We start from the raw sequence: 24,836 nt of genomic DNA on the forward strand, positions 1-24,836 counted from the left end.
TCCCCCCGTCGCCCGGTTCGGAAGAACCAAGAACGACCCCGCCACCAGCGGGGTCGTTCTTGTTTTTCGTACGTCGGTTCCATTCTGTCGGTACTCACAGGTAAGTTCGGATGATGACTGAAGTTCAGAACATCGGCATCAACACGCTGGGTGGTGCGCCCACCTCGCTCGACGAGTACGCCGGAAGAGCGGTCCTCGTGGTCAATGTCGCCTCCAAGTGCGGACTGACCCCGCAGTACGAAAAGCTCGAGAAGCTCGCCAACGAATACTCGGCGCGAGGCCTGTCGGTCGTCGGAGTGCCCTGCAATCAGTTCGGTGGCCAGGAACCCGGCACCGCAGAAGAGATCGAGACCTTTTGCTCCACCACGTACGGCATCACGTTCGCGATGACCGAGAAGGTCGACGTCAACGGTGACAACCAGCACCCGTTGTACGCCGAACTGACCAAGACCGAAGACGCCGACGGCAAGGCCGGAGACGTCCAGTGGAACTTCGAGAAGTTCCTGATCTCGCCCGACGGCGTCGTGACCGATCGTTTCCGTCCGCGCACCGAGCCGGACGCACCCGAGGTGCTCGCAGCGATCGACAAGATCCTGCCGAAGGACACGATGGCCGTTTAGCTTCTGTCTGCATCGACGTCGAGCCTCGTTCACGCTGGTGTGCGAGGCTCGAGTCATGACTGGACGCCTGATCGTGTCGGTGAGCGGAATCAAGAACGACACCTACGAGCACGCCGCCGAGTTCGCGCGGATCCTCGACGGTCGCGGCGTTCCGCTGTCGCTGCTCGTCGCACCTCGGTTGAAGGACAAATACCGCCTCGCAGCCGACGTACCGACCCAGGAATGGTTGCGGGCGCGACGCGACGGCGGCGACGCGATCGTTCTGCACGGCTACGACCAGGCCGCGACGAAGCGTCGACGATCCGAGTTCTCCTCGCTGCCGCGTCACGAAGCACGACTGCGTCTGATGGCCGCCGACCGCGTCATGGAACAGACGGGCCTGCGCACTCGAATCTTCGCCGCTCCGCGCTGGATCGCCTCACCCGGTGCGGTCGAAGCCCTCCCCGACGCGGGCTTCCGAATGTTGGCCGCGCTGAACGGTATCCACGACCTCGAACGCGACGGCATCGTGCGTGCTCGGGTGTGGGGAATCGGCGAAGGCTTCAAAGCCGAACCGTGGTGGTTCAAGGCACTGGTAATCGGCGCAGGCCGCACCGCCCGACGTGACGGAGTGGTACGCCTGGCCATCAGTGCCAAGCAACTCGGACGCCCGGGACCGCGACAGGCAATCCTCGACGCCATCGACCTCTCCCTGCACCACGGAGCCGAGGCCGGCGTGTACGAATGGCTGCCGCGCAGCAACTCTCGCGTGGCCTAGCAAGCCGTTCGCTGCCCTCCACCCCGCCCGACCCACGCCCGGCTCCACCCCGCCCCGCGTCAATGGACCCTTGCACGCCTCAGACGTATGCAATGTGCCCATTCACGCACACCGACAAGTTGCGTGAATGTGACTCTGCAGCGCTCAGACGTATGCAGTGGTCCATTGACGCGAACGGGGTGGGGGTATAGGGGCCCCGGGGGAGGGTTGGTCAGCTGCTGGTCGTCGAGTACGACGCCTGGGCTTCGAGTTCCGACGCAACGGTGTGGCGCGTGCAGGAGGTCAAGCGTTTGACGTATTCCCGATTTTCTCGAAGATCCCGCGCGACGTGGTCGGTGGACCATCCCGCGTGCTGTTCGAGGATTCGCCCCACGGCCTCGGCGGCACCGTCCTGCGCGCCGGGTTCGATGCCGATCATGATGCGCCGATGCAGGATGTCGGCCAGGGTGACCGCGTATTCCTCTCGGATTGCCAGCATGACTTCGGCGGCCAGGAACGCGCCGCGACCGTGTCCGACCACCTCTGCCAGTTCCGGTTCGGTGCGCGTCAACTCGAGCAGTTCGTCCACGCGGCTGCCGTACACGGCCACCAATCGGTCCACGAGATGTTCGGAGAGACCCAGATCGTCTGCAGCCGAGCGTAATCCGCGAGCAGGATCAGGGCCTGCGCCGGGCAGTGGCGTGGTGCGAGCACAGAACGTCGGCTTCGGGCGCTTCATCTTCCGGTAGACCATCGTCAGCGTTTCCTCGGCCAGCGACAGGTGCGGCGTCAGCTTGCCGCCGACGACCGAGATCAGCCCCTCCAGCTCGTCGTGATCGACGATGTCGTGGCTGCGGGAGATGGCCCGAGTGTCCCCATCGGCTTGGAAGGGGAGGGGCCGAACACCCGCGTACGTCATCACCACCGACTCGCGCGTCAATCCGGCACCGGGGATCAGCTCGTTGGTCTCGGCCAGGATGTAGTCGATCTCGTCCTGCGTTGCCGCCACGGTGTCCAGGTCGCCGTCGAAGCGGTCGTCGGTGGTTCCGATGAGGAAGTGCCCGCGCCACGGAATGACGAGCACGGCGCGGTTGTCCGAGCGGGCCTCGTAGTACACCGCGCACGTCGGAGCGCCGGGGAACGGTCCGACGACGGCGTGAGTTCCCTTGGTACCACCGATCAATCGTGAGATCGAGGGTGCGGAGCCGACCAACACGTCATCGACCCACGGCCCGGCTGCGTTGACGACGACCGTGGCCCGAACCGTGGCCGATCGTCCGGTCGTGACGTCGAGGAGCTCGACTCCGGTGACCGTGGATCCCTGTGTGGTCAACGCAATTGCCTGGGTGTGGTTACGCACCGTCGCGCCGTGCCGCGCCGCGTCGAGCACATTCTCGACGACCAATCGTTCGGCGAACTCGACCTGGCCGTCGTAGTAGTGCAGACCGCCCGCGAGTGACGAGGTGTCCAAACCGCCGAGTTCGACGGCCATGGCTTTCTTGTTCAATCTGCGGTGTCGGGGCACCGACTTGTTCCAGGACAAGGCGTCGTACATCGCCATGCCCACCCGCATCATCCAACCCGGTTTGTGGTTGTGGCCGTAGAGCGGAACGACGAACGGCAACGGCTTGACCAGATGAGAAGCAATGTCGAACAGTGCTTCCCGGTCGCGCAGTGACTCGTGCACCAATGCGAACTCCATGAATTCGAGGTAGCGAAGTCCGCCGTGCATCAACCTGCTCGACCAACTGGACGTGCCGCCCCCGAAATCTCCCTTGTCGATCAGGAGGGTTCGGGTGCCCTGCAGTGCGGCCTCGCGGGCGATCGCCGCCCCGTTGATGCCCGCACCGATCACGACGAGGTCGTACTCGTAAGGGGCCACCTCGTCGAGATCCAGTCGTGTGGTGTTACTCATGTCTGTCCTTCTCGTCGTTCCGCTCGGTCTGTTGACCTGTTGCTGTGCAGTTACTTTCGGCCCGCAGACTGCTGCCACGGGCGAGCCTGGTAGACCGTTCCCGGGCGTGGATAGAATTTGCCCGACGCCAATCGGCGGGTGTAGCTGTCGATCGGCGTCGCGTCGGGATCGATTCTGATCTCGACGACGGTGGGTCCTTCGGTGCTGAAGGCTTTGTCGAATGCATTGGCCAGCTCGTCGGCCGAGGTGACCAGAATTCCCTGCATTCCCAGACCTGCCGCCGCCGCGGCGTACGAGGTGCTGGCCTTCTCGCTCTCCAGGTCCACGGAGTAGCGCAGGCCTTCGTAGTGCAGGTGCTCCCACATGCGGAGCCATCCCCAGGTTCCGTTGTTGAGGACGACGTGCACGATGTTCATGCCGTGGGCGGCCTGGGTGGCCAATTCGCCTACCGAGTAACTGAATCCGCCGTCGCCCGAGACGGTGACGATGCGCGCTTCGGGGCGGGCTTTCGCGGCACCCATCGACGCCGGGGTCGAGTAACCGAGCCCGCCCTGTCCGCGTGCGAACAGGAAGTTGCGTCCCGGCACCGGGTTCTTCAGGTAGTTCGATATCCAGCCGGCGCTGAAGCTGGCGTCGGAGACGACGATGTCGTGGGGCCGCAGATGCTTGGCCAGTTCGGTCATGGCCCTCGGCGGCATGACCGGGCTCGCCTCACTCAGTCTCAGTGGTTCGGTCGATGCCCATGCGGCGATCTTCGACTCCGCAATTCGCCTCTGCCACTCCGGAACCGACTTGGGTTCCACCAGCGGGACGAGCGCCTCGAGGGTGGCCTTGACATCGCCCAGCAGTCCGGACGAGGGCCCGAAGGTTCGGCCGAGCTGACTGCCGTCGACGTCGACCTGGATGGTCATCTGTTCGGGTCGGGGCAGGGCCCAGTTCAGCGACGTGTTCTGTCCCACTTTGGATCCCAACCAGATGATGAGATCGGCCTCGCCGGCGAGCTCACGCGCGGCCTGTGATCCGAGAGGGTTCAGTACGCCCACCGAGTAGCTTTCGGTTTCGGTGACCGAGCCCTTGCCGGTGAAGCTGGTGCCCACTGCGGCGCCGACACGAGTGGCGAACTCGGCGAGCTCCGCGGTTGCTCCCGAACCCAGAACGCCGCCACCGGCAATGATGTACGGACGCTCGGCCTTCGCGATCAGAGCTGCGGCGGTGCGCAGTTCGTCGTCGGAGGGCCTGCTTCGGTACGCAGGTGCGGAGTTGAATCTTTCCTCTACCTGGAGATCTGTTTCTTCCCACTCCTCGTCCAGCACATCGTGTGGAATCACCACGGCCGTCGGGCCGGGCTTGCCGGTGGTGGCAGTGCGAAAGGCGGCTCGCACCAGATCGGGGACCGTCTCCAGGTCCGGTGCCAGCCAGGACTGCTTGGTCATGGTCTGCAGGAACGGCATCTGATCGAATCCCTGGGAACCGACTCCACCGTCGCGCAGTGGAACCCAGGACCGTGGGAGTTCGCCGACGATGGCAACGATGGGCACCGAGGCGTTCATGCTCTCGATGAGTCCGTCGGGAAGCTTCGTCGTGCCGGGGCCGACGGTCACGTCCACGATTCCCGGCTTACCGCTCACTCGTGCATAGGCGTCGGCGGCATAGGCCGCGGAACGCTCGTCACGGCAGCCGAGATGGGACATGTCTTTCCTGTTCGACAGACCCTGGTAGAACGCAGCCGTCTGGCCGCCGGGCTGTCCGAACACCTGTGTCACTCCGTGCTTACGCAGAATTTCTGCGACGAGATCGCCACCGTGTGGCATGAGACACGCTCCTTGTTGTCGGGTCGAGAGTTGTTGGTGCGTAGAGGGAATGGTCTTCGGGTTCAGAGTCCGCCACCGGACTCGGCGGCGCGGTCGAGTACGCGGTCGATGAATTCGTCTGTCCAGCGGCCGGATACGAGCAGCGCGTCGCAGAGCGTGAACCGATCCCGCATGAGCGGAAGTGTGCGCATGATCCACCGAACAGTCTCGCGGTCGACTGGCGGTGTCAGCTGCGAGAACCTGGTCGGTGCGCCGATGGCGGCCAGATCGGCAGCGATGTCCGCTGCGGGTCGAAGAAGGGCAACCAACGCGCGGCGGTGATCAGCCCAGTTCGCCACGAAATCGTCGAGCTCACTACGCGCGCTCGACCATCTGGCCATCTTGGTCGCCACATTGCGGGCACAGGCCTCTCCGACCCTGCCGGAGGGATCGATCGATTCCCATGCCCCGATGACCGAGGACTCGAGGTCCGGAATCGGTGCGACCGCGTCGTCGACGTCGATGGCGAGAGCATCGAAGGATTCGATTGCACTCTCCCACAACGCCGCTGATATCACCGCGGCAACACCCACCTGAGCGCCGTGCAGGTCGTGGTCGGTACCTCGGGCCACTGCCGCCATGTCGATCAGGTGGCTGATCAGGTGCTCGCAGCCCGACACCACGGCCGTCGTACCGGTGACGCCGATGCCGAGCCCCCCATAGGTGAGGGTATCGAGGAGGGCATCGAGATCCAGCTCCGTCAGCGACGGTGCATCTCGAAGCCGCTCCGCCGCTGCACCGATGACGGCGAGAACGTCGGAGTCGAACTCGGTGTCCATGCCCAGAGTGCACGCCAGATACCAGTCGGCAGGCGCGCACCAGATCGCGGCTGCATCTCCGAATCCCGCTCTGGTCAGCGCGGCCGGTGCGTGGGCGACCACGTCGTGGTCGATGATCAACGCGACGGGCCAGGCGGTGGGAACCGTGGTCTTGGTGCCGCTGCGGACCAGCACCGACAGTGGATCGGAGAAACCGTTGACCGATGCACATGTCTGGATCACCACGAGGGGAACGCCATGCCGATGGGAGAGCACCTTGCCGAGGTCCACGATGGTGCCACCGCCGACGGCCACGATGACCGCACACCCCGCGCTGGCGGCGGTGGAACCGTCCACCGTTGTTTCGTCGAGAACCACCGTCCCGTGCCGGTGGTTCGGGACCGACACCTCGGCCGTGAAGTGTCGGGAAACAGTGCTCTCGATCTCGGCGAGGACGTCGCGTGAACCCACCGAGATCGGTGTGCCGTCGTGCAGGATCACCGCCGTACCCGATGCATCGAGTTCTGCCAGAACAGAGTTCAACTCCGCCAACGCCCCCGGAGCACTGACGAGCGTGCGGAGCGTCGACGCGGCGTGGTCGATGCCGATCTGCGCGAGATAACGCGCTGTGTCCGTCGTCGCGCCGACGGTCTGCGGCCGGCTCATCCTGCGCTCCGAGCCGATCGAACAGGCAGCAGATCATCGACCGATTCGACGATGTACGTGGGCCGACCCTCTGGCTCTGCCCGGTCGACATCGTCGAGAGTCGATTCGCCGGTGAGCACGAGAGCCGTCGAGGTGCCGGCGTTCACCCCCATGGCGATGTCGGTGGTGAGCCGGTCGCCGACGACGAGCGTGGTGGCCGGATCGATCCCGGTGAGCGCGCTGATGGTCTCGAACATGAACGAGCTGGGTTTGCCCATCTGCGCAACGGCGACGAGTCCTGTGCTCGCCTCGATGGCCGCCGTGACGGCCGCCGCGTCCGGATCGCCGAATCCTCCTGGGAGAGGACAGAACCGGTCGGGGTTGGAGGAGACGAGAATCGCGCGACGGTAGACGGAGAGTGCCTCGAAGGCGATCTTGAGTTTGCGGTAGTCGAATCCGCGGTCGTAGCTCGCGACCACGACGTCGATCTCCCGTGGATCCTCGCTCAGTTCGAGACCGGCCGCCGAGATCGAGTCCTTCAGCGGCTGTTCACCGATGACGAAGATCTTGCCTTTCGAGGCATTCTCGGCCAACCACCGCACCGTCGTCATCGACGTGGTGATCACGTCGGACACCTGCGCCGGTATGCCGAGCGATATGAGCTTGTCGGCGTATTGCTGTGGCGCACGGGTGGGGTTGTTGCTGCAGAACACGACTCGACGACCATGGTCGCGGAGCGCTTCGATCAGGTGCGCTGCACCGGGCAGCAGTTCGTCGCCGAGATAGAGCGTGCCGTCGAGGTCGAAGACGTAGGACTCGAACAGCTGTGTCGGTCTGTGCAAAATCGACTGTGTGAGTGTCGAAGTCGGCGTCATCGGGTCGTCACCTTGCGGGCCCAACCCTTGGAGAGTTCGACTGCCTCGATCCAGCCCGCGTACATCTCCTCGGCTTTGGTGCGGTCCATCTTGGGCTCGAAGGTGCGGTCCACCGACCACAGTGCCTCGATTTCGTCGAGGGATTCCCATACCCCGGTGCTCAATCCGGCCATCAGCGTCGCCCCCAGCGCAGTGGCTTCGGTGATGGCGGGCCGGATCACGGGGATGCCGAGGATATCGGCCTGGAGTTGGCAGAGCATGTTGTTGTTCACCGCGCCGCCGTCGACCCGCAGCTCGGGCAACGTGACCTGACCGTTCGCGGTGATCGCGTCCACGACATCGCGGGTTTGGAAGACCATGGATTCGACGGCTGCGCGGATGATGTGCAATCTGTTGGTGGAGCTGCTCATTCCGACGATGCAGGCACGGGCGTAGGGATCCCAGGTCGGTGCGGCGAGTCCGGTGAAGGCGGGAACCAGGTACACACCGTCGGTGCTGGCCACCTGACCTCCGTACCATTCGCAATCCGCAGCTCCGTGAATGAGTTTCATGTCGTCGCGCAGCCACTGCATGGTCTTGCCCATGCTGAACAGCACGCCCTCGTTCTCGTAGCGGACATCGTCACCGACACCCCAGGCGACGGATGTCGTTGCGCCCTCGACCATCTGCGGGGTGTCGCCGCAGTTGATCGTCAGGACCCCTGCTGTTCCGTACGTCATCTTGGCCTGACCGGCTCGGAAGCAGACCTGCCCGAAGAGCCCGGCTTGCTGGTCGCCCATGTTGGACGCGATGGGAATCGGTGCCCCGAACGTGGCACCGGCGTCGCCGACGATCGTGTCCGAGGAGACGACCTTCGCGAGCATGCAGCGCGGAATGCCGTAGGCGTCGAGCAGATCCTGATCCCATTCACGGGTGTGGATGTTGAACATCATCGTTCGCGAGGCGTTGGAGTAGTCGGTGACATGGGCGCACCGTCCGGTGAGGTTCCAGATCAGCCAGGTGTCGATGGTGCCGGCCAACAGTTCCCCCTTCTCCGCCCGCTCGTACGCTCCCGGCACGGTCTCGAGAATCCAGGCGATCTTGGACGCGGAGTAGTAGGCGTCCGAGTTCAGGCCGGTGCGCTCGCGAATGACGGGGTCCAGTCCACGTTCCCGCCACCGCTCGATCACGCCGTTGCTCTGGCGCGACGCCCAGACCACCGCGTTGTGGATCGGTCGCCCGGTCTCCTTGTCCCACACCACGGCCGTTTCCCGTTGGTTCGTCAGTGCGATCGCGGTGATGTCGGTCGGTTCGAGATCGGCGCTCCGCAGTGCCTCGCGCATCGTTTCCAGCTGTGCGGTGAGGATTTCGAGCGGATCGTGTTCGATCCAGCCCGAGTTCGGATAGATCTGAGTGATTTCGCGTTGCGCTACCGCGCGGACCTCGCACTTCTCGTCGAAGATGAGAGTTCTTGCGCTGGTGGTGCCTTCGTCGATTCCGAGAATGTACTGAGTCATGGCTGACGCTCTTTCCGTCGTGTCGTGGCGAGATGGGGTTGGTGTTTCGGGTGAGATCGAGTTACCGCTGTGGGGCCGATGGGCCGGTTCAGATTTGTCCGAATATCAGTTGGGTGCCGACGATCAGCGATGTCGTGACGGCGATGGCGCACGCCGGAGGGTCGAAGTGGCTGTCTCCGAGCGTGTGGAAGATGCGGGAGCTGAGCTCGGCGAGAAAAGCGCTGAACAATCCCACTCCGACGGCCGCCAGCAGTGCGATCGTGCTGGGCGCACCTGCGGAGAGAACGGCGACGGCGGCCAAGCCGGCGGGCAACGTGATGTGATGCGATACCGGACCGGACAGGCCGATCTGCAGCAGCAGGAGTGTCGTGGCACTGAATCCGAAGAGCAGGATGGGGCCCAGTGCTCGGGCCGACTCCGGAAGGCTGACGATCAGCCAGCCCGCAGCCAGTCCGAAGCCGACAGCGACGGTGCCAACCTGCAGCCGGTGCGATTGGAACGGTAGCCAGGCCTGCGTCGCGGTCGGGTGCCACCGGGTGGCGATCTGTGCGCCCGGGCCACCTCGGTTCGATGCCACCAGTCCGGTGCGTCCGAACGAAAGGCGCGTTGCCGCAGCAAGAATCACGACCGTGAGGGCGACAGTATCGGTGAGCACCACCGCCGAGGTAATCGTCGAGTCGATGCTCACGGCGGATTTGAGAGCCTTTTCGAGCGCGAATCCGAGAACTCCGAACGCGCCGCCGACGAGCAGCACGCTGCTGCTACCGAGGCCGACCAGCGGCGAGAGAATGTTCTTGCCGTCGTCCAGCTTGCCGGTGCGTTTGGCGTATGCCGCCGCCGCAACCGCCCCGACGAACGCCACCTGGGGGCCGAGAAAGGGCCCGAATGCCAGCTGCCCCAGGAAGTCGTAGTCGGAACCGGCCAGCGCTGCCACCACGCCGACGATGCAGAAGATGCCGCAGAGACTGAAGACGAACAGTCCGCCGAGGGCAGCGCCGACCAACCCACCGCCGAATGCAGCGATGTACGCGACCAGTTGAAGATCCACGGCAAGAGTCCTTTGTTCGAGACGGTGAGGTGCCCGTTCACGGGTCCTCGTGGTGGAGCCCGTCCACTCCTGGCCCGAGGTGACGGGTGGGAATGCGGGGCGAAACCTCTTCGAAAGCCATCGGCCGCACCAGGCGGGGACGGTGACCGAGGGAGCTCGTGTTCGAGCGGCGCCGGGTTGAGAGGAACTGTCTTCGTGTTTATGCCGGTTTGTGCGGCTTAGTGACGAAGTTAACTCACGCTGGAGTGGCAGTCAACATCTACCGGGCGGTAATATCTGCGACTTCAAACCCCATTTCACTAGGCAAATTGGTGAATCTGTGTGATCCTTGCCATCTAGTCCTGAGGCGGTAGCCGTCCGCACGGGATCGCAAGAGCTGCATTAATCCGCAGCCGGGATGGTGGTCATGGAGCAATACACTGTCGGCATCGACGCCGGCGGAACCTTCGTCAAAGCAGGGCTGTTCGACGCGAACGGGCACGAATTGGCCGCATCGAAGGAACGAAGTCCGCACTCGACGTCCAGCGGCGGCAGGCGTGAACAAGATCCCGATGCACTGTTCGGTGCCGTGTGCTCCGCGGCGCAGGCCCTGCTCCGCTCGTCGGGCATCGGTCCGCGCCACATCGCCGCGATATCGGTCACCGGCTACGGCAGCGGGTTGTGGCTGGTCGACGAGCACGGCGCGGCGCTCGGGAACGGCATCCTCTCGACCGATGTCAGGACCGAACTCGAACCCGCATCAGCACTGGACGAGGTCACGGCAGCACGGGTTGCGCACATGGTGTCGCAGCGAGGGTGGAGCGGACAGACCGCGGCGTTGTTGAGATGGTTCGACGAGCACGAGCCGTCGATGCTGCCCAGGGTGCATCGCGTCCTTGCCTGCAAGGACTACATCAGGTCTCGATTGTGCGGGGACATGTCCACCGATCACACCGATGCCGGGCTGACCGGCTTGTGCGACATCGAGCGAAATTCATGGTCGGAGGACGCACTCGACTTGCTCGGACTCTCGCAGTGGCGCGCCGTGTTGCCGAGTATCGGGCCGGGCGCAGAGAAGGTCGGCGTGGTCACCGCCGTGGCCGCCGAACTGACCGGATTCGCGGTGGGCACCCCTGTAATTCGGGGAGTGGTCGACGTCGCCGCGTGCGCTGTCGCCTCACGGGTGCTCGACAGGAGCCACATGTCCGTTGTCGCAGGAACATTCGGAATCGATCAAACGCTGCATCGACGCCCCAGAACCAGCAGGCCCCCGTTGCTCCAGTGCCGGTACGTCACGGGGGAGGTGTATCTCGCGAGCGAAGGCGGGATCACGTCGGCGAGCAACCTCGAATGGTGTTGTCGCTCGCTGTTCGGCGGACCGGTAGACGACGCCAGGAACCGAGGGGGAGACCTCTATCGGATGTGCGACGAGGCCGTGACTCGCGCGTATGCCCGAGATCGATTGGGCGACATGATGTTCTTCCCGTATCTGTTCGGTGGACCCGGGGGCGCGCCGGCCGGTCTGCTCGGGGCGGTTGCCGAGGACGGGTTCGACGAGGCGGCGCTGGCTGTGTACGAGGGAATCGCCTACGCGCACAGAGCGGATATCGAGTCGCTCCTCGAGGGCGAGGACGCAGCTCGGCCGGGCGTCGTCCGGATGTCGGGGGGTGCCTCGCTCAGCCCGATCTGGCCGCAGATATTCGCCGACGTTCTCGGACTGCGCGTGGACGTCGCCGACCGAGGGGAAATCGGGGTCCGTGGCGCTGCGATCACAGCTGCGGTGGGAATCGGGATGTTTCCGGAATTCGTCTCCGCTGCATCGGCATTCACGCCTACGCTGCGATCCTACGAACCCGATCCGCAGCAGGTGGCGGTGATGGCTGTTCGATACGCGCGCCATCGTGCAACGACCACGGCACTGGCTGCGGTCTGGAGCAGAGGGTATTCGGTCGACGATCGCTATTGCGCCCGGTCCGTCGTCGCAGCGGATGCCTGACCGCCCTGTTCGATGTCGTCGACGGAGATGCACTCGACGCCGCTGTCGCGATACTGCCGTAGAAGTGCGGGATCCAGGCCGGGTTCGACCGCAAGCGTGGTGATCGCCGCGAGCGGAGCAACCTGGAATGCACCGGAATAGCCCAGCTTGTCGCTGGTGCACAGGACGATCGAGCGGTGAGCCCCCTCGATCATCGCCCGTTTGATCTGCGCTTCCTCGTACTCGAAATGAGTGATACCGGAGTCGACGTTGATGCCCAGAATGCCGAGGATCGCGACATCGGCATTGATCGACCCGTAGGTCTTGAGAGTCTGCGCGCCCACTGTCACCATGGCGTTCTTCAGGAGGCGACCCCCGACCACGACGACCTCGCAGTGGGGATGTTCCGCGAGGTTCACCGCGGTGGACGGGCTGTGCGTGACGAACGTCGCGCGAAGTTGGGGGTCGAGCTGTTTCGTCACCTCGATCGCCGTCGTACCACCGTCGATGAGAATCACCTGGCCGTCCTGCAGCAGGCTTGCGGCAGCACGGGCGACGAGCGACTTGGCCGACGCCTCCTGGCCTCGCCGATCCCGGTAGTCCTGGCGCAACGTGGACACCACCAGCGCTCCGCCGTGCACACGCTTCAATTTTCCTTCCGCTCCGAGCTCGTCCAGATCCCGGCGAATGGTGTCCTCGGAGACGTCGAACGTGACGGCGAGTTCGGAAGACAGAATCTTGCCCGTCGTGCGCAGTAGCTCGAGGATTCGGAAGTGCCGCTCGGGCTTGAGGAGTGTGGCCACCAGGGCATCGTATCCGTCGACCGCGGTCGTAGACTCGGATCGATGAGTGCTTCTAGCGTGACCCTGGACGACGTCGCCCACGCACATCGACTTCTACGCGAACGTAATCCGCTGGTCCAGTGTCTGACCAACACCGTGTCGGTGCAGTTCGTCGCGAACGCGCTGTTGGCCGCGGGTGCCGCTCCGGCGATGGTGGACAACCCCGAGGAAGCGGCCGGCTTCGCCGAGATCGCCGACGCGGTCCTGGTCAATCTCGGGACTCCGACGGCCGCGCAGGTCGAAAGCGCTCACCTGGCGTCGGCCGCAGCGAGGGCAGCGGGGAAGCCGTGGGTTCTCGATCCGGTGGGAGCAGGTGGTCTGCCGTGGCGCACCCAGGTGGCCGTCGAACTACTTGCCAACCGGCCCAGCGTCATTCGCGCCAATGCGTCGGAGATCATGGGGCTGGCAGGTGCGGACGGCGGATCGCGAGGAGTGGATTCGTCTGCGCAGGTGGCGGATTCGGTCGATGCGGCGAGATCTTTGTTGGATCGAGCGGACGTGGTGGCGGCATCGGGGGAGACCGATCACATTCTCGGCCCGGATGTCATGGTGAAGGTCGGCGGCGGAAGTGCACTGCTGCAGCGGGTTACCGCGACCGGATGTGCGCTCGGTGCGCTGACGGCTGCCTACTGCGCGGTGTCACCGAGTGCGTTGATCGGTGCCGTCGCGGCGCACGCGCATGTCGCGGTGGCGTCGGAGATCGCTGCGCGGTCGACTACGCGGCCGGGGTCCTTCGCCGTCGCGTTCCTCGACGGCCTGGACGCGGTGGACGAGTCGGCGCTGCGCGAGTTGGTCCGGCTCGACACGGTCTGACGATTGCAACCGGTGCTCCACTGTGCTGCCGTATTCGCGGGAATGTCGCGAAATGTGCGCGTAGTGGTGCGAAAATTGCAGACCGCCTGGATGTAACGGCACCTTGACCGAAACGTGATGTAACGGAACACGTTTGCGAGCGGACATACCTGGCGTCGGGCAAATCGAACCAGGTGGTCTTCATGAAACGACTTCTCCTCGTCATCATCAGTGCGTTCGCTCTCGTCGCGTGCGGGAACTCGAACGAACCGGGCGCAGCGCCGGCCACCACCGCGCCTACTACAGCGCCCCCGGCGAGCACCCAGCCCCAGGCCGCCCAGCCGCAGCCCGAGGCGAGCCGGCCGACAGTCGACACCGGGGCAGTGGAGCCCGACGGTCCGATCGACTGGAATACCGAGGAACTCCCCGAGAACAACTCCCTGCCCGACGCCGAACAGCATGCACCGGGTTCGGAGTACCCCATTTGCCTGGGGCTGGACTCCACCAGGGTGGTCGACGCAGTCGCGTCCTTGCCGGACTACTTCCCAGGCGAGCCCTGGATCGCAACTCAGATCGGCGACCAGTGCGCCGATTTCACCTGGGTGCGTACCGATGCCGGTGGCACCGCGTCATCACCGACGCACATTCTGTTCTTCGCAGGTCACAACTACGACTACCTCGGCACCGCGACGCTCGAGCCCACCTCGTTCACCTCGGTGATCGGTCAGACTGCCGACACCGTCACGGTCGACTACCGCTGGCCGGTGGGTGACGACGCGTTCGCCAACCCCACCGGCGGCCCGGTGACGATCGACTACCGCTGGGACGGGACACAGGTCACCATGATCGGCACCCTCCCGCCCGAGGTCACCGGCTAGATCGAGACGGACGATTCCTCGGGAAGCTCGCGGATTTCGGCGTCGGACATCTCCTTGAAGCGGCCGTAGTAGACGCCCCTGGCCTGCTCCGCGACGATGGCCTGGTGGATGGGGAATGCCATCCTGGGGTTCACTGCTCGCAGGAATTCGACGGTCTCGGAGAGCTTCGACCACGGCGCGGCAGCGGGGAGCGCGAGAACCTCGACCTGCTGCTCGGGGACGAACAGCGAGTCGCCCGGGTGGAACAGCTGGCCCGGATTCTCCGGAGTGCCGAGCAGGTAACCGGTGTTGTCGATCTCCGGCAGTTCGGGATGGATGACGGCATGGGTGCCGCCGACGCCGGTGACCGTGATGCCGCCGACCGTGAAGGCCTGACCCGCGGGAGCCGGAGTCCAATGGCCGCCGAGTTGGCCTGCGGTCATCGGATCGGCATGCAGTGCCGCACGCGGATTCGCCTCGACCAGAGCGGGAAGTCGCTGAAGATCGACGTGATCCGGGTGCTGATGGGTGACGAGGATCGCGTCGAGTCCGGTGATGCCCTCGAACCCGTGAGAGAACGTGCCGGGATCGAACAGCACGGTGGTGCCGTTGAGTTCGACGAGAACGCAGGAATGTCCGAAGTGTGTCAGCCGCATGGTCCCCACAGTAAGCGCGGTTTCGCGCCTCCCGCCAGGGCTGCGTAGACTCCCACCTGCCGGTAACCAGCCGTACGTATTTCAAGGAGCGCTTTCGTGGCCCGAGTCGTTGTCGATGTCATGCCCAAGGCCGAGATTCTCGATCCGCAGGGTCAGGCGATCGCCGGTGCACTGGGCCGTCTTGGCATCTCCGGTGTGTCCGACGTCCGCCAGGGCAAGCGTTTCGAACTCGAGGTCGACGACACGGTCGACGACGCCGAGCTCGAGAAGATCGCGGAATCGCTGCTGGCCAACACCGTCATCGAGGACTGGACAGTCACTCGCGTGTCGGTAGAGCCCGCCGCATGAGCGCCCGCGTAGGAGTCATCACCTTCCCCGGGACTCTCGACGACGTCGACGCCTCTCGTGCGGTCACCCTCGCCGGAGGAGAAGCCGTCAGCCTGTGGCATGCCGATGCCGATCTGAAGAACGTCGACGCCATCGTCGTCCCCGGCGGATTCTCCTACGGCGACTACCTCCGCGCCGGAGCGATCGCCCGCTTCGCCCCCGTGATGGAGTCCGTCGTCAAGGCCGCCGAGGGCGGTATGCCGGTTCTCGGTATCTGCAACGGATTCCAGGTTCTGTGCGAAGTGGGCCTGCTCCCCGGCGCGCTGACTCGCAACGAAGGGCTGCACTTCGTCTGCCGCGATCAGTGGCTGGCAGTGGAGAACACCGACACCGCGTGGTCGTCGCGTTACGAGCCCGGTGCTGAGATTCTGATTCCGGTCAAGAATGCCGAGGGTCGATTCCAGGCACCGCAGAACGTGCTCGACGAGCTCGAGGGTGAGGGCCGGGTGGTCTTCCGTTACAGCGGCAGCAACCCGAACGGATCACAGCGCGGGATCGCCGGGATCTCCTCGGCCAACGGTCGAGTCGTCGGTTTGATGCCGCACCCCGAACACGCCACCGAGCCGCTCACCGGACCGAGCGACGACGGCCTCGGCATCTTCTATTCGGCACTGGACACGATCGTCAACGCCTGACTCGAACGTGTCGGTGGTCGCGGTTACTGTGCCGCCATGACACTGAACTTGGCGATGATCACGTTCGACACGACCGACCCGGGACCGCTCGCCCGCTGGTGGGCCGCGCAGGCGGACGGAACGATCGTGGAGGAGAACGACGGCTGGTTCTACGTCGTCGAACTCGCGTCGGCACCGTATCGAATGGCCTTCCAGAAGATCGACGACCCGACGCCAGGCAAGAATCGCGTCCACCTCGACATGACCACCGGTGACCTCGACGCTGAGGTCACGCGGCTCGTCGAGGCGGGTGCAAGCGAAATTGCGCAGCACACCATGGGCGACTTTCGCTGGGTGACACTGACCGATCCCGACGGCAACTCGTTCTGCGTGTCCGGTTCGCACTGAGCGGCGGATGCCCGCCCAAGCTTGGATGACGCTCGTGGTCGGCTGGGACGTCTTTGCGATGCTGCTGCGGGACGGCCCACCACCCCGCCGCCCGAACAGCGGGTCTACCGGCACGTGACCGCGGTCAGGCCGCGGCCGCCGGCAGCTCAGCCAAGGTAGCGGCGAAAACTCCCGTGGGCCCGCCCGATACGTCGCAGTACTCGCCGTCCCGCCAGAAGAACACCGAGCGTGACAGTGGGCTAGGCGTGTCACGAGTGAACATATCTGCCAGCTCGGCGAGCTCGGCTGCTGCCGCGAGCGCCACGTCGGCGTTGCGAGGCCGGTGAAAAATGAACTCGTAGGCATTGGGAACGACGAACAATACGCCGTACAGACATTCGCCGAGGTGCGCGGAGATCAGCGTGGTCATATCGGCGACCTTCGACGCGAGGTAGATCGAATCACCGCTGAGGACCTCGATGTCGACGCTGTTTCTGCTGAGAACTCGGCCGTCCTCGAATTTCAGCGCTGCGGTGTTCCTTCGGCCTGCGGCCCAGGCGGCGTCCAGGTCTCGGCCGACAAGATGCCGATCTGCCAGTGTCACAGCGCGATTCGGAGAAGACAGGTTCAGCACCCGTCGCGGTGCGCCCGGCACGTCGAGTAGCGGGACGGAATACTCGTACTCGCACTCACCCATGGCCGCCAGGGCGGACGGAGCGATGACGCGCTCGCGCAGCCTCGAGTAGAACTCGTCGTCCGACAATCCGGTGAAGAACGTGGGATCCGCCTCGCGCATCATCTCGATCATCAGGTCGACATAGCCGGCAATGATGCCGTCCCACGCCGATCGACTCACCCCGGAGCATCGGGCGAACACGTTGTTCAGTGACATGCGAACGCCCGAGCCCACCGCCAACGTCGTCGCATCCTCGCGGTGAACCACCACCCCACGCTTGCGAAATGCTTCGATCGTCTTCATTCGCACGATGGCGAATGTGGTCGCATGAACTGCGCCGTAATCAGGCAGAGAATGAAATTTCATGAAGTCGTCCCCCCGGTCGGTGTGTGCTCTCGAGGTGTTCGACGCGGCGGCTGCCACAATGGTTCCCATGTCGACTCACGCCTCCGCAACCGGTCTCTGCAACTTCGTCGACGTCTCTCCGTCACCGTTTCACGTGTGCCGGACAGTCTCCGTCCAACTCGACGACGCAGGATTCGTACGGCTCGACGAGACCGATACCTGGCCTACGGAAGCAGGCCGCTACTACCTGATCCGCGGCGGATCACTGGTCGCCTGGAGCACCGAGAGCAGTAGTTCGGGTCGTTCCGCAGGCTCCACTCCTGATGGCCCGTTCCGTATCGTCGGCGGACACACCGACAGCCCCAACCTCCGCGTGAAGCAACATCCCGATCTGCAATCCGCGGGCTGGCAGATGGTGGGCCTCGAGCCGTACGGCGGTGCGTGGCTCAACTCCTGGCTCGATCGCGATCTGGGCATTTCCGGCCGGCTGAGTGTGCGCGACGGAAACGCGGTGCGCGAGGTTCTGGTGAAGGTCGACGAGCCCATTCTGCGAGTCCCGCAGCTTGCGATCCACCTCTCCGAGGATCGCAAGGGTGTCACCCTCGATCCGCAGCGACACGTCAATGCCATTTGGGGCGTGGGCAATTCGCCACAATCGTTCATCGCATACGTCGCCGAGCGAGAAGGCGTCGACCCGCATTCGGTACTGGGTTGGGAGTTGATGACGCACGATCTGGCGCCCAGTGCCGTCGTGGGTGTCGAGTCCGAACTGGTCAGCGCGCCACGTCTGGACAATCAGGGCACCTGCTACGCCGGGACTCAGGCTTTGCTTGCCGCAGTGGACAATCCGACCGCTGTCACGCCGGTGCTGGCCCTGTTCGACCACGAGGAAGTCGGCAGTATGTCCGACCGCGGCGCGTTCTCGGATCTGCTGAACACCGTGCTCGAGCGCATCGTGCTCGGACGCGGCGGCGGCCGTGAGGAATTCCTGCGCACGATGGCCGGATCCATCTGTGCCTCAGGCGATATGGCGCACGCGACGCATCCCAACTACCCGGACCGGCACGAGCCCGCGCATCGCATCGAACTCGGTGGGGGACCGGTGCTCAAGGTCAACCAGAACCTGCGTTATGCAACGGATTCCGCGGGTGCCGGTGCCTTCGCGCTCGCCTGCGATCAGGCCGGAGTTCCTCTGCAGCGCTACGTACATCGAGCCGATCTGCCCTGCGGCTCGACCATCGGACCCATCACTGCGTCGCGCACCGGCCTGTCCACGGTGGACGTCGGCGCAGCGCAGCTGGCCATGCACTCGTCGCGAGAGTTGATGGGAGCCAGTGACGTGAAGTCCTACGCCGACGCGTTGGCGGCATTCCTGGCCCCAGTCTGAGACCGTTCGGCGGTCGCAAATGCGCGCGCATTCGTCAGGTGCTCGCGGATTCGTGACCTGAGCTGGGGCGATTTCGCGCGCGTATGGCAAACGCGCGCGCATTTGCGGGGGTCCGGGGCGGAGGGTGTGGACGGAGGCTGAATACCGCGGCGCAACACCGTTTCCCGTTCCCCGTTTCCCGTTCCCCGTTCCCCGTTCCCCGTTTCTCGTTCGGCGGTCGCAAATGCGCGCGCATTCGTCAGGTGCTCGCGGATTCGTGACCTGTGCTGGGGCGATTTCGCGCGCGTGTGGCAAACGCGCGCGCATTTGCGGGGGTCGGGTGTGGGGGGGTAGGCGGCGGAGGCGAGTCTGCGACCCGGTGAACCAGAACCAGCAACCCAGTGAATAGGAATCAGCAACCCAGTGAACCGGCAACCCGCGTCTCGGCTAGATCGGGCTCAGTTGCAGGCATGCATCGGCTGCGAGCCAGAACAACTGTTCGCGCACTGTCGTGGCCTTGGTCCAGCCGCGGTGGTCCCAGTCGGCGGCGAGGGAGTCACCCGCGTACAGCAGTTGCGCGAATCGCACTCCGCGGAATCGGGCGACGGCGCAGAAGGCCGAGGCTTCCATGTCGACGGTTCGGCAGCCCTCTTCGACGCGGCGGGAAACGCGCGCACGGGTCTCGCGGTAGAGCGCATCGGTCGTCCAGGAGCGGCCGGTGACGAAGTCGACTCCGGCGTCGGTCAGCACAGATTGCAGTACGGCCACTCCGTCCGGGTCGGCGTCGACGATCCGTCCCGGCGGTAGGTAGTGGAACGAGGTGCCCTCGTCACGCAGGGCGCTGTCGACCACCATCACGTGTCCCATGCCCAGGTCGTCGGACAGTGCGCCCGCGCCGCCGACGGCCACGAACTGGGTGCAGCCCATCGCGATGGCCTCTTCGAGGAACAACGCGGCCAGTGGAGCTCCGACGCCGGGGTGGAAGACAGCAAGTTTCTCCCCGTTCCGTTCGATCTCGTAGACGGGGTGTTCGCCGTGCTCGGAGCGCATGACCGAGACGACTCGGGCGTCGCCTTTCGCACAGATGCTCTCGATCACCTCGGAGAAGAAACAGACGACGGCCTTGGGTGGTACGTCGACTCCCTCGGCCACCATCGACGGGTCGATGACGCCCGTTTCGTCCAGATCGTTCTCGGTCAGCGCGATGTCCATCAGGTGATGTTCGCACGACCGAAGCGCAGCCTTGCACGACCGATGCCGTACATGTCGCACGGTCCCGATAGACTCTCCCTGGCATTTCGCTCCATCGAAGGGACCTATTCCTCGTGTCCGCTAGCTCTGTACCCACAGACACTGTCTCCAACGCCGTCGCCACCCCCGACGTAGCGCAGCCGTACAAGGAACTCGGACTCAAGGACGACGAATACGTCCGCATCAAGGAAATCCTCGGCCGTCGGCCCACCGACGCCGAGTTGGCGATGTATTCCGTCATGTGGAGCGAGCACTGCTCGTACAAGTCCTCGAAGGTGCACCTGAAGTACTTCGGTGAGACCACCACCGACGAGATGCGCAAGCCCATGCTCGCCGGTATCGGTGAGAACGCGGGCGTCGTCGACGTCGGCGACGGCTGGGCCGTCACGTTCAAGGTCGAGAGCCACAATCACCCGTCGTACGTCGAGCCCTATCAGGGTGCGGCGACGGGCGTCGGCGGCATCGTCCGCGACATCATGGCCATGGGCGCTCGCCCGATCGCCGTCATGGACCAGCTGCGATTCGGTGCTGCCGATGCACCCGATACGCGCCGCGTCCTGAGCGGCATCGTCGCAGGCGTCGGTGGCTACGGAAACTCCCTCGGCCTCCCCAACATCGGCGGCGAGACGGTGTTCGACGCCTCCTACGCCGGTAACCCGCTGCTGAACGCTCTGTGTGCCGGTGTCATGCGCGTCGAGGACATGCATCTCGCGTTCGCGTCGGGCCTGGGCAACAAGATCATTCTGTTCGGCGCACGCACCGGTCTCGACGGCATCGGCGGCGTGTCCGTGCTGGCGTCGGAGACCTTCGACGGCGACGAAACCGGAGGCGGTAGGAAGAAGCTTCCGGCAGTGCAGGTCGGCGACCCGTTCACCGAGAAGGTGCTCATCGAAGCCTGCCTCGAGCTGTACTCCAACAAGCTCGTCGTCGGTATCCAGGACCTCGGTGGTGCCGGGTTGTCCTGTGCCACTTCGGAACTCGCGTCAGCGGGCAGTGGCGGTATGCACATCGAGCTGGAGAAGGTGCCGATGCGCGCCACCGGCATGACGCCCGCCGAGGTGCTGTCGAGCGAATCCCAGGAGCGCATGTGCGCGGTGGTGACTCCCGACAACGTCGACGCGTTCATGGCCGTCTGCAAGAAGTGGGACGTTCTGGCCACGGTCATCGGTGAGGTCACCGACGGTGAACATCTGCAGATCACCTGGCACGGCGAGACGGTCGTCGACGTTCCGCCGAAGACCGTCGCGCACGAGGGACCGGTGTACAACCGTCCTGTGCAGCGACCCGCTACCCAGGACGATCTGGTCGCGAACACGACTGCGTCGCTGCAGCGTCCGGAAACCGGGGACGAGCTGAAGGCGACGTTGCTGAAGATGATCGGCTCGCCGCAGTTGTGCAGCCGACGATTCATCACCGAGCAGTACGACCGCTATGTGCGCGGCAACACCGTCCTCGCCGAGCACGCCGACGCAGGCGTCATCCGCATCGACGAGAAGACCGGTCGCGGAATCGCTTTGGCCACCGACGCGTCGGGTCGTTACACCGCACTCGATCCGTATCGGGGTGCGCAGCTGGCGTTGGCCGAGGCGTTCCGTAACGTCGCCGTCACCGGTGCGACCCCGAAGGCCGTCACCAACTGCCTGAACTTCGGCTCACCCGAGGACCCGGGCGTCATGTGGCAGTTCCAGCAGGCCGTGCGCGGATTGGCGGACGGCTGCGTCACCCTCGGCATTCCCGTGACCGGCGGCAACGTCAGCTTCTACAACCAGACCGGTGCCGAGCCGATCCTGCCGACACCCGTCGTCGGTGTACTCGGCGTCATCGACGACGTGCATCGCCGCATCCCCACCGGCCTCGGACTCGAGCCCGGCGAGACGCTGATCCTGCTCGGCGAGACCTATGACGAGTTCGACGGGTCCATCTGGGCTCAGGTCGAGCACGATCACCTCGGCGGCGTGCCACCCAAGGTCGATCTCGCCCGCGAGCAACTGCTGGCAGACATTCTGCTCTCGTCCTCGCGCGACGGATTGGTCTCTGCGGCACACGATCTGTCCGAGGGCGGCCTCGCTCAGGCCGTCGTCGAAGCCGCTCTGGCCGGTGAAACCGGTTGCCGCATCATCCTTCCAGAGGGTGCCGATCCGTTCGTGACACTGTTCTCCGAGTCCTCGGGCCGCGTACTGGTCGCGGTACCGCGCACGGAAGAAACTCGCTTCACCGGCATGTGCACCGCCCGCGGTCTGCCGTGGGCACGCATCGGCGTCGTCGACGAGGGTTCGGATTCGATCGAGGTGCAAGGGCAGTTCTCCGTCCCGATGACGGAGCTGCGCGAGACGTTCGAGAGCACTCTTCCCAGACTCTTCGGCTGACCGAGGTGGGGGGACGCACATCGGAGCAGCGCCACGACGAGGTCGACGCGACACTCGAGCAGGACCAGCATCATCGGTACCACCTGCCCTCGGTCGAGTTCGTCGTCCCCTCACCCGCCAAGCATCCGTTCGTCATGTGGGCCTGGGGCCTGCTGCGCCTGGACTTCACCGGAATTGCGTTCAGCGCGTTGTTCTTCTGCTGGTCGTTGACTCCGTCTCTGCTCCCTCGTGGATGGCTGTTCCAGGGCATCATCGGCGGTATCAACGCGGCCATCGGCTACGCATTCGGCGTCGCGGTGGGGTGGGCCGTCACTCGGTGGTGGCTCTCGTCCCGATCGTGGTGGCCGTTGCCGCGCAAGGTCGAGCTGGCCGTCAAGGCTGCCGTTCCTGTCCTCGCGATCGCGGCGTCGATGATCATGCTGGCGATCTCGGCGGAATGGCAGCGTGAGCTGGCCGCTCTGATGGACGCGGAGGGAACCACCACGACGGGGTATTTCCGCACCGGCGCGCTCAGTATCGCCATTGCGGCCCTGTTGATCTCGGTGTGGCGGGTGTTGCGTGACTTCGTTCGTCTGCTCGCCCGTCAGATCAACCGCGTCGTGAAGATGCCGCGCGAAGTGGCCAATGCGCTCGGGGTCGTCGTCCTCGTCGTGCTGTCCGTCGCCCTGGTGCAGGGTGTCCTGTTGCGCGCGGTCTCCGAGGTCACCAACTCCGTGTTCAGTCTGCAGAACGACGAAACCCGGGACGGCGCAGAACAACCCGTCGCCGACGAACGCTCCGGCAGCCCGAACTCGTTGGCGCCATGGGACACCCTCGGATTCGAGGGTCGCAACTTCGTCTCCAGCGGACTGCGCGCCGACGAGATGGAGCGAGCCACGGGCCGCCCCAGCCTCGAACCGATCCGGGCATACGCAGGCCTGGAAACGGCAGAGACCCAGGACGAGCGACTGAACATCGTGGTCGCGGAGCTCGAACGCACCGGGGCATTCCAGCGCGCGGCTCTCGTCGTCGTCCCGACCACCGGAACCGGATGGGTCAATCCCACCGCCATCGAAGCCGAAGAGCTCATGTTCGACGGCGATGTCGCCACCGTCGCATCCCAGTACTCGTACCTGCCGAGTTGGATCTCCTTCATCGCGGAGGGAGACAAGGCCGCGCAGGCAGGCAGAGCTCTGATCGACAAGGTGCACGACCGCTGGCTGCAGGAACCGGAGGCCACGCGCCCGAAGTTCTACGTCTACGGCGAGAGCCTCGGTACCCAGGCGGGTGAAGGAGCGTTCGACGGTCTGGCCGACATCCGGGCCACCACCGACGGCGTCCTGTGGGTTGGACCGCCGAACAACAACCGCATCTGGAGTCAGTTCGTCAGCCGACGCGACCCGGGAAGCCCGGAGGTGCGGCCGGTCTACTCCGAGGGACTGACGGTCCGATTCGCCGACAACTCGTCGGGTATCCCGCCAGAGGATCAGCCCTGGTACGAGCCGCGGATCCTCTACGTTCAGCACGCGTCGGATCCGGTGGTCTGGTGGTCACCCGACCTGCTGTTCGAGCGTCCCGACTGGCTGTCCGAGCCACCGGGGCCGGACCGGCTGCCGAGCATGCGATGGTTCCCGGTCGTGACCTTCTGGCAGGTGGCCGCCGATCTGACCAACGCCGCGGGCGTTCCCGACGGACACGGCCACAACTACGGAACCCTCGTGCTCGACGGCTGGGTGGCCGTCGCCGCGCCCGAGGGGTGGACCGACCGCGACACCGAACGAGTCCGCGGAGTCATGGAGCAGTTCGCCGGCCGAGACGGTCCCGAGAAGTGAGAACCGCAGTGACGGCCGGAATCGCGACGACGGCGTGGAGTACCTACCTCGTTCCCGCGCTCGGTCTCGATGCCCGTGGACGGGCAGTGGCCAACGCGTCGTTCGCCGTCGGTGTGGCTGCACTGTCTCGAACGAGCGCAGCAGAGCTGGGCCTGCGCAATTTCGCTGCCGGCCTGAAGTGGGGCGCTGCGGCGTCGGCGGTGCCGGTGCTCGGCTCTGCCGTCGTGGCCGCGATTCCCGCGTTGCGACGCCGCGTCCGGCCGTCCGAGGACGAACTGGCCGAGTGGGTCCTGTTTCGCATCCCGGTGGGAACGGTACTGACCGAGGAACTGCTCTTCCGCGGTGTGCTCGACGCCGCGTCGCCCGCTCTGTCGCCGATCTTCTTCGGGCTCTGGCACATTCACCCGGCCCGCGCGGCGGGTGACACCGTGGTCGGAACGGTGGTGGCAACGCCAGCGGCCGGTGTGGTGTTCTCGTGGCTTCGAGCCCGCAGCGGCAGTGTGCTCGCCCCGGCGCTGCTGCACTACTTTCTCAACGCCAGCGGCGCTGTGCTGGCGCATCTCGCAGCGGACGACAGGAGCTAGACGCA

The 24,836-nt window shown here is 65.1% G+C and carries 22 protein-coding genes; 12 read left to right on the forward strand and 10 right to left on the reverse strand.

The window, feature by feature from the left end; all coding sequences use genetic code 11:
• The first annotated feature begins 110 nt into the window (after positions 1 to 110).
• Both R3P93_RS05000 and R3P93_RS05005 read left to right on the forward strand, forming a co-directional pair.
• Positions 111 to 620, forward strand: coding sequence for a glutathione peroxidase (locus R3P93_RS05000; protein WP_068283301.1), 510 nt, complete (start codon positions 111 to 113; stop codon positions 618 to 620).
• Between the two features lie 55 nt (positions 621 to 675).
• Complete coding sequence (locus tag R3P93_RS05005) at positions 676 to 1,377, forward strand: DUF2334 domain-containing protein (RefSeq protein WP_317532528.1); 702 nt, start codon at positions 676 to 678, stop codon at positions 1,375 to 1,377.
• Between the two features lie 211 nt (positions 1,378 to 1,588).
• Here the strand turns inward: R3P93_RS05005 and R3P93_RS05010 are convergent, their stop codons facing one another.
• The 6 genes from R3P93_RS05010 to R3P93_RS05035 all read right to left on the reverse strand — a co-directional run bounded on the left by R3P93_RS05010 (position 1,589) and on the right by R3P93_RS05035 (position 9,943).
• Complete coding sequence (locus R3P93_RS05010; protein WP_317532529.1) at positions 1,589 to 3,271, reverse strand: glycerol-3-phosphate dehydrogenase/oxidase; 1,683 nt, start codon at positions 3,269 to 3,271, stop codon at positions 1,589 to 1,591.
• Positions 3,272 to 3,321: 50 nt separating this feature from the next.
• Positions 3,322 to 5,082: a thiamine pyrophosphate-binding protein gene (locus tag R3P93_RS05015; protein WP_094645728.1), complete on the reverse strand. Its 1,761-nt coding sequence runs from the start codon at positions 5,080 to 5,082 to the stop codon at positions 3,322 to 3,324.
• A 62-nt stretch (positions 5,083 to 5,144) separates the two neighbouring features.
• Positions 5,145 to 6,545, reverse strand: coding sequence for an iron-containing alcohol dehydrogenase (locus tag R3P93_RS05020; RefSeq protein ID WP_317532530.1), 1,401 nt, complete (start codon positions 6,543 to 6,545; stop codon positions 5,145 to 5,147).
• Positions 6,542 to 7,366 (reverse strand): HAD-IIA family hydrolase, encoded by an 825-nt coding sequence (locus R3P93_RS05025; RefSeq protein ID WP_317532531.1) that lies wholly within the window; start codon positions 7,364 to 7,366, stop codon positions 6,542 to 6,544. The genes R3P93_RS05020 and R3P93_RS05025 overlap by 4 nt, the downstream gene beginning before the upstream one ends.
• Before the next feature lie 29 nt (positions 7,367 to 7,395).
• Positions 7,396 to 8,895 (reverse strand): glycerol kinase GlpK, encoded by a 1,500-nt coding sequence (gene glpK, locus R3P93_RS05030; protein ID WP_317532532.1) that lies wholly within the window; start codon positions 8,893 to 8,895, stop codon positions 7,396 to 7,398.
• Between the two features lie 88 nt (positions 8,896 to 8,983).
• Positions 8,984 to 9,943 carry a hypothetical protein gene (locus tag R3P93_RS05035; protein WP_068049935.1) on the reverse strand — a complete coding sequence of 320 codons (960 nt, stop codon included), beginning with the start codon at positions 9,941 to 9,943 and terminating at the stop codon, positions 8,984 to 8,986.
• A 406-nt stretch (positions 9,944 to 10,349) separates the two neighbouring features.
• Here R3P93_RS05035 and R3P93_RS05040 point away from each other — a divergent pair, with 406 nt between their 5' ends.
• On the forward strand, positions 10,350 to 11,918 hold the full coding sequence (locus R3P93_RS05040; RefSeq protein WP_317532533.1) for an FGGY-family carbohydrate kinase: 1,569 nt from the start codon (positions 10,350 to 10,352) through the stop codon (positions 11,916 to 11,918).
• On the opposite strand, the gene R3P93_RS05045 is transcribed toward R3P93_RS05040, so the two are convergent.
• Entirely contained in the window at positions 11,882 to 12,700 is an 819-nt protein-coding gene (locus R3P93_RS05045) for a DeoR/GlpR family DNA-binding transcription regulator (protein WP_317532534.1), read from the reverse strand. The genes R3P93_RS05040 and R3P93_RS05045 overlap by 37 nt on opposite strands.
• A gap of 42 nt (positions 12,701 to 12,742) precedes the next feature.
• On the opposite strand from R3P93_RS05045, the gene thiM reads away from it, so the two are divergent.
• Together thiM and R3P93_RS05055 are read left to right on the forward strand one after the other, a co-directional pair.
• On the forward strand, positions 12,743 to 13,552 hold the full coding sequence (gene thiM / locus R3P93_RS05050; protein ID WP_317532535.1) for a hydroxyethylthiazole kinase: 810 nt from the start codon (positions 12,743 to 12,745) through the stop codon (positions 13,550 to 13,552).
• A 182-nt stretch (positions 13,553 to 13,734) separates the two neighbouring features.
• Positions 13,735 to 14,409, forward strand: a complete 675-nt coding sequence (locus R3P93_RS05055; protein ID WP_317532536.1) for an LppP/LprE family lipoprotein — start codon at positions 13,735 to 13,737, stop codon at positions 14,407 to 14,409.
• On the opposite strand, the gene R3P93_RS05060 is transcribed toward R3P93_RS05055, so the two are convergent.
• Positions 14,406 to 15,044: an MBL fold metallo-hydrolase gene (locus R3P93_RS05060; RefSeq protein ID WP_317532537.1), complete on the reverse strand. Its 639-nt coding sequence runs from the start codon at positions 15,042 to 15,044 to the stop codon at positions 14,406 to 14,408. The two genes, R3P93_RS05055 and R3P93_RS05060, sit on opposite strands and share 4 nt — an antisense overlap.
• Positions 15,045 to 15,140: 96 nt before the next feature.
• Here R3P93_RS05060 and purS point away from each other — a divergent pair, with 96 nt between their 5' ends.
• Genes purS through R3P93_RS05075 form a run of 3 tightly spaced genes read left to right on the forward strand, consistent with a single transcriptional unit; the run spans position 15,141 to position 16,453 of the window.
• Positions 15,141 to 15,392 (forward strand): phosphoribosylformylglycinamidine synthase subunit PurS, encoded by a 252-nt coding sequence (purS, locus tag R3P93_RS05065; protein ID WP_032395924.1) that lies wholly within the window; start codon positions 15,141 to 15,143, stop codon positions 15,390 to 15,392.
• Positions 15,389 to 16,066, forward strand: coding sequence for a phosphoribosylformylglycinamidine synthase subunit PurQ (gene purQ, locus R3P93_RS05070; RefSeq protein ID WP_094639287.1), 678 nt, complete (start codon positions 15,389 to 15,391; stop codon positions 16,064 to 16,066). The genes purS and purQ overlap by 4 nt, the downstream gene beginning before the upstream one ends.
• 36 nt (positions 16,067 to 16,102) lie before the next feature.
• Positions 16,103 to 16,453 (forward strand): VOC family protein, encoded by a 351-nt coding sequence (locus tag R3P93_RS05075; protein ID WP_094639288.1) that lies wholly within the window; start codon positions 16,103 to 16,105, stop codon positions 16,451 to 16,453.
• 124 nt (positions 16,454 to 16,577) lie between these two features.
• Here R3P93_RS05075 and R3P93_RS05080 read toward each other — a convergent pair whose 3' ends face one another.
• Positions 16,578 to 17,474, reverse strand: a complete 897-nt coding sequence (locus tag R3P93_RS05080; RefSeq protein ID WP_068049926.1) for a hypothetical protein — start codon at positions 17,472 to 17,474, stop codon at positions 16,578 to 16,580.
• Positions 17,475 to 17,532: 58 nt separating this feature from the next.
• On the opposite strand from R3P93_RS05080, the gene R3P93_RS05085 reads away from it, so the two are divergent.
• On the forward strand, positions 17,533 to 18,840 hold the full coding sequence (locus tag R3P93_RS05085) for a M18 family aminopeptidase (protein ID WP_094668888.1): 1,308 nt from the start codon (positions 17,533 to 17,535) through the stop codon (positions 18,838 to 18,840).
• 426 nt (positions 18,841 to 19,266) lie between these two features.
• Here the strand turns inward: R3P93_RS05085 and R3P93_RS05090 are convergent, their stop codons facing one another.
• A complete protein-coding gene (locus tag R3P93_RS05090) occupies positions 19,267 to 20,031 on the reverse strand; it encodes a nucleoside phosphorylase (RefSeq protein ID WP_317532538.1) in 765 nt (254 codons plus the stop codon).
• Positions 20,032 to 20,144: 113 nt separating this feature from the next.
• Here R3P93_RS05090 and purL point away from each other — a divergent pair, with 113 nt between their 5' ends.
• The 3 genes from purL to R3P93_RS05105 all read left to right on the forward strand — a co-directional run bounded on the left by purL (position 20,145) and on the right by R3P93_RS05105 (position 24,831).
• A complete protein-coding gene (gene purL / locus R3P93_RS05095) occupies positions 20,145 to 22,436 on the forward strand; it encodes a phosphoribosylformylglycinamidine synthase subunit PurL (protein ID WP_068049919.1) in 2,292 nt (763 codons plus the stop codon).
• A gap of 83 nt (positions 22,437 to 22,519) precedes the next feature.
• The gene (locus R3P93_RS05100; protein ID WP_317532682.1) at positions 22,520 to 24,247 is read left to right on the forward strand and encodes an alpha/beta hydrolase; all 1,728 of its coding nucleotides are present in this window, start codon (positions 22,520 to 22,522) and stop codon (positions 24,245 to 24,247) included.
• Positions 24,244 to 24,831, forward strand: a complete 588-nt coding sequence (locus R3P93_RS05105) for a CPBP family intramembrane glutamic endopeptidase (protein WP_317532539.1) — start codon at positions 24,244 to 24,246, stop codon at positions 24,829 to 24,831. The genes R3P93_RS05100 and R3P93_RS05105 overlap by 4 nt, the downstream gene beginning before the upstream one ends.
• The last annotated feature ends 5 nt before the right edge of the window (positions 24,832 to 24,836 follow it).

This window comes from Rhodococcus cerastii (assembly GCF_033042195.1).
Taxonomy (GTDB): Bacteria; Actinomycetota; Actinomycetes; order Mycobacteriales; family Mycobacteriaceae; genus Rhodococcoides.

What these genes read in the sequence shown, in the direction of transcription:
- R3P93_RS05015 (WP_094645728.1), bottom strand. Translation starts at nt 5,082, where the DNA reads ATGCCACACGGTGGCGATCTCGTCGCAGAAATTCTGCGTAAGCACGGA.
- R3P93_RS05090 (WP_317532538.1), bottom strand. Translation starts at nt 20,031, where the DNA reads ATGGACATCGCGCTGACCGAGAACGATCTGGACGAAACGGGCGTCATC.
- R3P93_RS05040 (WP_317532533.1), top strand. Translation starts at nt 10,350, where the DNA reads ATGGAGCAATACACTGTCGGCATCGACGCCGGCGGAACCTTCGTCAAA.
- R3P93_RS05080 (WP_068049926.1), bottom strand. Translation starts at nt 17,474, where the DNA reads ATGAAATTTCATTCTCTGCCTGATTACGGCGCAGTTCATGCGACCACA.
- R3P93_RS05005 (WP_317532528.1), top strand. Translation starts at nt 676, where the DNA reads ATGACTGGACGCCTGATCGTGTCGGTGAGCGGAATCAAGAACGACACC.
- R3P93_RS05020 (WP_317532530.1), bottom strand. Translation starts at nt 6,545, where the DNA reads ATGAGCCGGCCGCAGACCGTCGGCGCGACGACGGACACAGCGCGTTAT.
- R3P93_RS05085 (WP_094668888.1), top strand. Translation starts at nt 17,533, where the DNA reads ATGGTTCCCATGTCGACTCACGCCTCCGCAACCGGTCTCTGCAACTTC.
- thiM (WP_317532535.1), top strand. Translation starts at nt 12,743, where the DNA reads ATGAGTGCTTCTAGCGTGACCCTGGACGACGTCGCCCACGCACATCGA.
- R3P93_RS05075 (WP_094639288.1), top strand. Translation starts at nt 16,103, where the DNA reads ATGACACTGAACTTGGCGATGATCACGTTCGACACGACCGACCCGGGA.
- glpK (WP_317532532.1), bottom strand. Translation starts at nt 8,895, where the DNA reads ATGACTCAGTACATTCTCGGAATCGACGAAGGCACCACCAGCGCAAGA.
- R3P93_RS05000 (WP_068283301.1), top strand. Translation starts at nt 111, where the DNA reads ATGATGACTGAAGTTCAGAACATCGGCATCAACACGCTGGGTGGTGCG.
- purQ (WP_094639287.1), top strand. Translation starts at nt 15,389, where the DNA reads ATGAGCGCCCGCGTAGGAGTCATCACCTTCCCCGGGACTCTCGACGAC.
- R3P93_RS05010 (WP_317532529.1), bottom strand. Translation starts at nt 3,271, where the DNA reads ATGAGTAACACCACACGACTGGATCTCGACGAGGTGGCCCCTTACGAG.
- R3P93_RS05055 (WP_317532536.1), top strand. Translation starts at nt 13,735, where the DNA reads ATGAAACGACTTCTCCTCGTCATCATCAGTGCGTTCGCTCTCGTCGCG.
- R3P93_RS05060 (WP_317532537.1), bottom strand. Translation starts at nt 15,044, where the DNA reads ATGCGGCTGACACACTTCGGACATTCCTGCGTTCTCGTCGAACTCAAC.